The organism is Paracoccus sp. S4493 (genome assembly GCF_000967735.1).
Taxonomy (GTDB): Bacteria; Pseudomonadota; Alphaproteobacteria; order Rhodobacterales; family Rhodobacteraceae; genus Paracoccus; species Paracoccus marcusii.
In genome coordinates, this window is record NZ_JXYF01000032.1 from 1 (window position 1) to 4891 (window position 4891).

A 4891-nucleotide genomic window follows, 5' to 3' on the forward strand; every position below is an offset into this window, starting at 1 on the left:
CTGGCGCGGGCCGACCTGCTGCTGTCCATCGGACCGGATGCGGCGCAGGCAACCTTTGCCCCGCCCCCCGGCGCGCCCGTGCATCTGCGCGGTCAGCTGGCACCGTTGCAGATGGGGTTCGACTGGCGCGGCCACCGGGTGCTGGCCTTTGCCGGCATCGGCCACCCCGAAAAGTTCTTTGCCACCCTGACGGGCCTGGGCGCCCAGATCGTCCGGGCCGAGGCGCTGGACGACCATCAGCCCTTCACCCCGGCGCTGTTGACCCGGCTGGAGACCGAGGCCCGGCTGGTCGGCGCGCAGCTGGTCACCACCGAAAAGGACGCGGCCCGCCTGCCCCGTCCTTTCCGCCCCAAGGTGATGGCGCTGCCCGTGCGGCTGGCCCTGGCTGACGACGCGCCGCTGACGGCCGCGCTGGACCGGCTGTTTGAAATCGCGCCCGCGATGCCGATATAAGGGCGAACGATGCCCGAAAGGATTACCATGTCGCCCACTGCCAAAAGCCGGCTGAGCTTTTACCTGCTGCTGCTGCTGACGCTGTACGCGGCCCTGGCCGGCGCGGGCTGAGGGGGCATCATGTCGCAACGTTTCGGCGGGCGCTTTTCGCCCGACGCGCAGCCGGAGACGCGCCCGGGCGCATCCCTGCCCCCCACCCCCCGCCACCCGCACGAGGGTCGGCCCAAGTGGATCACCCTGGCGGCGATGCCCTTCCTGCTGGGAGCGTTCTTCCAGGGGGCCACGGGGATGGTCACCGACCTTGCAGCCTTCGGCCTGGTCGCCAGCGGCATGGTCCTGACGCGCGAGGGGCTGGTCGCGCAGGCGACCTATGCCGCGCGTCGCGTGGCCAAGCGCCCGGCCATTCCGCGCAAGCTGTTCGGCGGCGTGCTGGCAGGGATCGGTCTGGGCCTGGGGGCCGCCGAACCGGGGGTCTGGGCCGAGGCCGGGCTGATCGGCATGGCCGGTCTGGCCCTGCACCAGGTGTCCTTCGGCCTTGACCCATGGCGCGACAAGACCGCGGCGGGCGTGGACAGCTTTCAGCAGGATCGCGCACAGCGCATGATCGACGAGGCCGAGGGCCATCTGGACCAGATGCGCGACGCGATCGCGCGCAGCGGCGACCGCAGGCTGGTGGCGCGCGTCGCGATGTTCGACGCATCCGTGCGGCACCTGTTCGACCGGGTGCGCGACAATCCCGCCGGGCTGGCATCCGCGCGGCGCTATCTGGGCGTGTACCTGATGGGCGCGCGCGACGCGACGATCCGCTTTGCCGACCTCTATGCGCGGACGCAGGATCAGAAGGCGCGGCGCGACTATGAGGTGTTCCTGGACGATCTGGAAAAGGACTTCATCGCCCGCGCCGACCGGCTGATGGACGGCGACCGCGATGCGCTGGATGTCGAGATGTCGGTCCTGCGCGACCGGCTGGCCCGCGAGGGGCTGACCGGCGCCGCGACGCGCGTCGACCCTGCCGAACGCCCCGCCCTGCAAAGCGCCGAGGCGCAGACGCTGGACGATCTGCTGCGCACCCCGTTCCCGGGACAGAAGGTCCCGCGCGACTGATGCCCCGTTTTGCCCTGCAGGTCGAATATGACGGCGCGCCCTTTGCCGGATGGCAGGCGCAGGCCGACCAGCCCAGCGTCCAGGGCGCGATCGAAACCGCGCTGGCGCGGCTGGACCCCGCTTTCGCCACCCGCCGCATCGCCGCCGCCGGGCGCACCGATGCGGGCGTGCATGCCACCGGACAGGTGGCGCATGCCGACCTGGATCGCGAATGGGACCCCTTCCGCCTGTCCGAGGCGCTGAACTGGCACCTGAAGCCCGCGCCCGTCGCCATCCTGCGGGCGGCGCGGGTGCCGGATGATTTCCACGCCCGGTTCTCGGCCGTGGAGCGGCGCTATCTGTTCCGGCTGGTGGCGCGGCGGGCGCCGCTGACGCATGGGCGCGGACAGGTGTGGCAGGTGCTGAACCCGCTGGACGTGGATGCGATGCGCGCGGGCGCGGCCCATCTGGTCGGGCATCACGACTTTACCACCTTCCGGTCGTCGATCTGTCAGGCGAAAAGCCCGGTGAAGTCGCTGGACGAGATCAGGATCGAGGTCGCGGACATCCCGCAGGGATACGAATACCGCTTTCACCTTCGCGCGCGATCCTTCCTGCACAACCAGGTCCGGTCCATCGTTGGGACGCTGGAACGGGTCGGCGCGGGATTATGGGCGCCGGAACGTGTGGGACAGGCGCTGGCGGCGCGCGAGCGGGCGGCCTGCGGGCCGGTCTGTCCGCCCCACGGCCTGTACCTGACCGGGGTGGGCTACCCCTGCGACCCCTTCGACGGGCCGATCGGCAGGTAGGACTGACCGCGACGGCGACGGCGCGGGCGTTCGTCGCGGCGCGAGATCACGATCTTGAGCGTGTTCCACAGGATCCACAGATCCAGCCGCAGGCTGCGATGGCGCTGATAGATCAGGTCGATCTTCAGCTTGGCCGGCAGGCAGCGGCGGTAATAGGCCATCTCCGTCGCCTCGGCCGACTTGCAGCGGGCCAGGATGCGGTCCTCGTGGCGGTGATAGATCAGCGTGGCCAGCCCGGTGACGCCGGGGCGCGAATGCAGCACCTGGGCATAGACGGCGGGAAAGCGTTCGACATATTCGCGCAGCGGCGGTCGGGGACCGACAAAGCTCATGTCGCCGCGCAGGATGTTGAACAGCTGCGGCAGCTCGTCGATGCGCGACCGGCGCAGGAAGCGGCCCATCGGCGTGATGCGCCACGCCTTGTGCGCGCCGGTGGCCCCAAAATCGTCCTCCTCGCACAGCATGGTGCGGAATTTCCACTGCGTGAAGGGCTGGTTCGGGGCACGCATGCGGTGCGCGGCATAAAGGATCGGCCGGCCCTGCAGCAGCAGCAGCAATCCCGCGACGGTCAGCATCACGACCGACAGCGGCACCAGCAGGATCAGTACCAGGATCAGGTCGAACGCGCGCTTGGAGACCGGCATGGGATTGACGCCGGGAGCCCGCGCCTCGCCGATGAACCATGCCATCCGGGGCGCGCTGAGCGGTCCCAGATGCGCGGCATCGGCCTTTTCCCAATCATGGTGGATCGTCACGACACCGTCCGCATTGCACATTTCACGCCAGTCAACCTCATCGCGACTAGCACGACATGCAAGCATTGGAAACGGGTGCGGCGCTTTCCTGCGCACTGACTTGCGCGGGCATGGCACTTCGGCCACTGTCGGGGCGAAAGAGGCGGAGGCCCGGTGACACGATGCGGAAATTTCTGGTCCTTCTGGACGACAGCAGGGAATGCCTGAACGCGATGCGCTTTGCCGCGATGCGCGCGGCCAAGTCCCAGGGGGCAGCGGTCGTGATCCTGTCGGTCATTCCCGCCGAGGAGATCCAGCACGGATTCGGCGTGGCAGACGTGATGCGCGCCGAGGCCCGCGAGCGGATCGAGGCGCATTTCGAGGTCTTTGCCAAATGGATGCGGTCGCGCCCCGGAGTCGAGCCGGAGCTGGTCATCCGCGAGGGCGACACCGCCGAGGAGCTGCTGGCCCAGATCACCGAGGACGGCGAGATCGGCGTGGTCGTGCTGGGCCTGTCCTCGGACAAGAGCAGCACCAACCCGGTCCTGACACGGCTGATGCGCGACCCGACCGCCCTGCCCTGCGCCATTTCGCTGGTGCCCGGCGATCTGTCCAAGGAGCGGCTGGAGGCCATCACCTGAGAGCCCCGGCGGCTTGACCCAAGCGCCCCGGATCGCCATATCGGGATCAAAGGAGCGCCCCCATGTTCATCCAGACCGAGACGACGCCGAACCCCGCAACGCTGAAATTCCTGCCCGGAGAGACGGTGCTGGGCAGCGGCACGGCCGATTTCCCGACCCCCGAGACCGGGGCCGCATCGCCCCTGGCGCGACGGATCTTTGCAGTGGACGGCGTGACCGGCGTGTTTCTGGGCCGTGATTTCGTGACCGTCACCAAGGCCGACCAGGTGCCGTGGGATCACCTGAAGCCGTCCGTCCTGGGCGCGATCATGGAGCATTTCCAGTCGGGCGCCCCGGCGATCGAGGCCGCGGCGGCGGACACGGGCGGCCATGTCGCCCATGAGGCCGGCCCGGACGCCGAGATCGTGGTGCAGATCAAGGAGCTGCTGGACACGCGCGTCCGCCCCGCGGTCGCGCAGGACGGCGGCGACATTACCTTCCACGGCTTCGATCGCGGCATCGTCTATCTGCACATGCAGGGGGCCTGCGCGGGCTGCCCGTCCTCGACCCTGACACTGAAGATGGGGATCGAGAACCTGCTGCGTCATTACATCCCCGAAGTTGTCGAGGTCAGGCCTGTTGCCTGACCGGATCACCCCCGATCCAGTGGTTCTGGGTTTCGACACATCGGCCGCGCATTGCGCGGCCGCTTTGCTGCGCGGCGATGCGGTTCTGGCGGCGGTCCATGAGGACATGGCCAAGGGACAGGCGGAGCGGCTGATGCCGATGCTGGAGGAGATGCTGGCCGGCGCGGGCCTGGGCTGGGGCGATCTGGACGCGATCGGCGTGGGCACGGGGCCGGGCAACTTCACCGGCATCCGGGTGGCGGTGGCGGCGGCTCGCGGACTGGCCCTGTCCCTGGGCATCCCCGCCATCGGGGTCGAGGCGCCCGAGGCGCTGGCTTGGGGCCTGCCGCGGCCCTGCCGGGTGGTGATCGCGGGGCGGGGCGACATGGTCATCTGGCAGGACTTTGCCGAGGGCGCGGAGAGCCGGCCGCAGCAGGCTGCGGCCGGCGCGCTGCCGCCCGGCCCTGCGCAGGCTGCGCCTGCGACAGGAATTGCCGAGGGTGTGGCACGCCTGGCCGCGGCCCGCGCGCATCTGCCGCAGCCCCGCCCCGCGCCGGTCTATCTGC

Annotated in this window: 7 protein-coding genes; 6 read left to right on the plus strand and 1 reads right to left on the minus strand. The window is 69.8% G+C overall.

The genetic code is table 11. The features are described 5' to 3' along the window. The 3 genes from TW83_RS06675 to truA all read left to right on the plus strand — a co-directional run. Positions 1 to 453 (plus strand): tetraacyldisaccharide 4'-kinase (locus TW83_RS06675; protein ID WP_045982002.1); only part of this gene is annotated, 453 nt, incomplete at its 5' end. A gap of 120 nt (positions 454 to 573) precedes the next feature. Then, a complete protein-coding gene (locus TW83_RS06680) occupies positions 574 to 1557 on the plus strand; it encodes a 5-bromo-4-chloroindolyl phosphate hydrolysis family protein (RefSeq protein ID WP_045982003.1) in 984 nt (327 codons plus the stop codon). After that, entirely contained in the window at positions 1557 to 2345 is a 789-nt protein-coding gene (gene truA / locus TW83_RS06685; RefSeq protein WP_045982004.1) for a tRNA pseudouridine(38-40) synthase TruA, read from the plus strand. The genes TW83_RS06680 and truA overlap by 1 nt, the downstream gene beginning before the upstream one ends. Here the strand turns inward: truA and TW83_RS06690 are convergent. Beyond that, a complete protein-coding gene (locus TW83_RS06690; RefSeq protein WP_084693897.1) occupies positions 2306 to 3100 on the minus strand; it encodes a sugar transferase in 795 nt (264 codons plus the stop codon). The genes truA and TW83_RS06690 overlap by 40 nt on opposite strands. Positions 3101 to 3261: 161 nt before the next feature. Here TW83_RS06690 and TW83_RS06695 point away from each other — a divergent pair, with 161 nt between their 5' ends. The 3 genes from TW83_RS06695 to tsaB all read left to right on the plus strand — a co-directional run. After that, positions 3262 to 3720 (plus strand): universal stress protein, encoded by a 459-nt coding sequence (locus TW83_RS06695; RefSeq protein ID WP_042250295.1) that lies wholly within the window; start codon positions 3262 to 3264, stop codon positions 3718 to 3720. 62 nt (positions 3721 to 3782) lie between these two features. Then, complete coding sequence (locus TW83_RS06700; protein ID WP_045982005.1) at positions 3783 to 4346, plus strand: NifU family protein; 564 nt, start codon at positions 3783 to 3785, stop codon at positions 4344 to 4346. 4 nt (positions 4347 to 4350) lie between these two features. After that, the coding region (tsaB, locus tag TW83_RS06705; protein ID WP_045982007.1) for a tRNA (adenosine(37)-N6)-threonylcarbamoyltransferase complex dimerization subunit type 1 TsaB at positions 4351 to 4891 on the plus strand (541 nt) is incomplete at its 3' end.

Excerpts from the sequence above, each read along its gene's own strand:
- truA (WP_045982004.1), top strand. The coding sequence starts at position 1,557 with ATGCCCCGTTTTGCCCTGCAGGTCGAATATGACGGCGCGCCCTTTGCC.
- TW83_RS06700 (WP_045982005.1), top strand. The coding sequence starts at position 3,783 with ATGTTCATCCAGACCGAGACGACGCCGAACCCCGCAACGCTGAAATTC.
- TW83_RS06680 (WP_045982003.1), top strand. The coding sequence starts at position 574 with ATGTCGCAACGTTTCGGCGGGCGCTTTTCGCCCGACGCGCAGCCGGAG.
- TW83_RS06695 (WP_042250295.1), top strand. The coding sequence starts at position 3,262 with ATGCGGAAATTTCTGGTCCTTCTGGACGACAGCAGGGAATGCCTGAAC.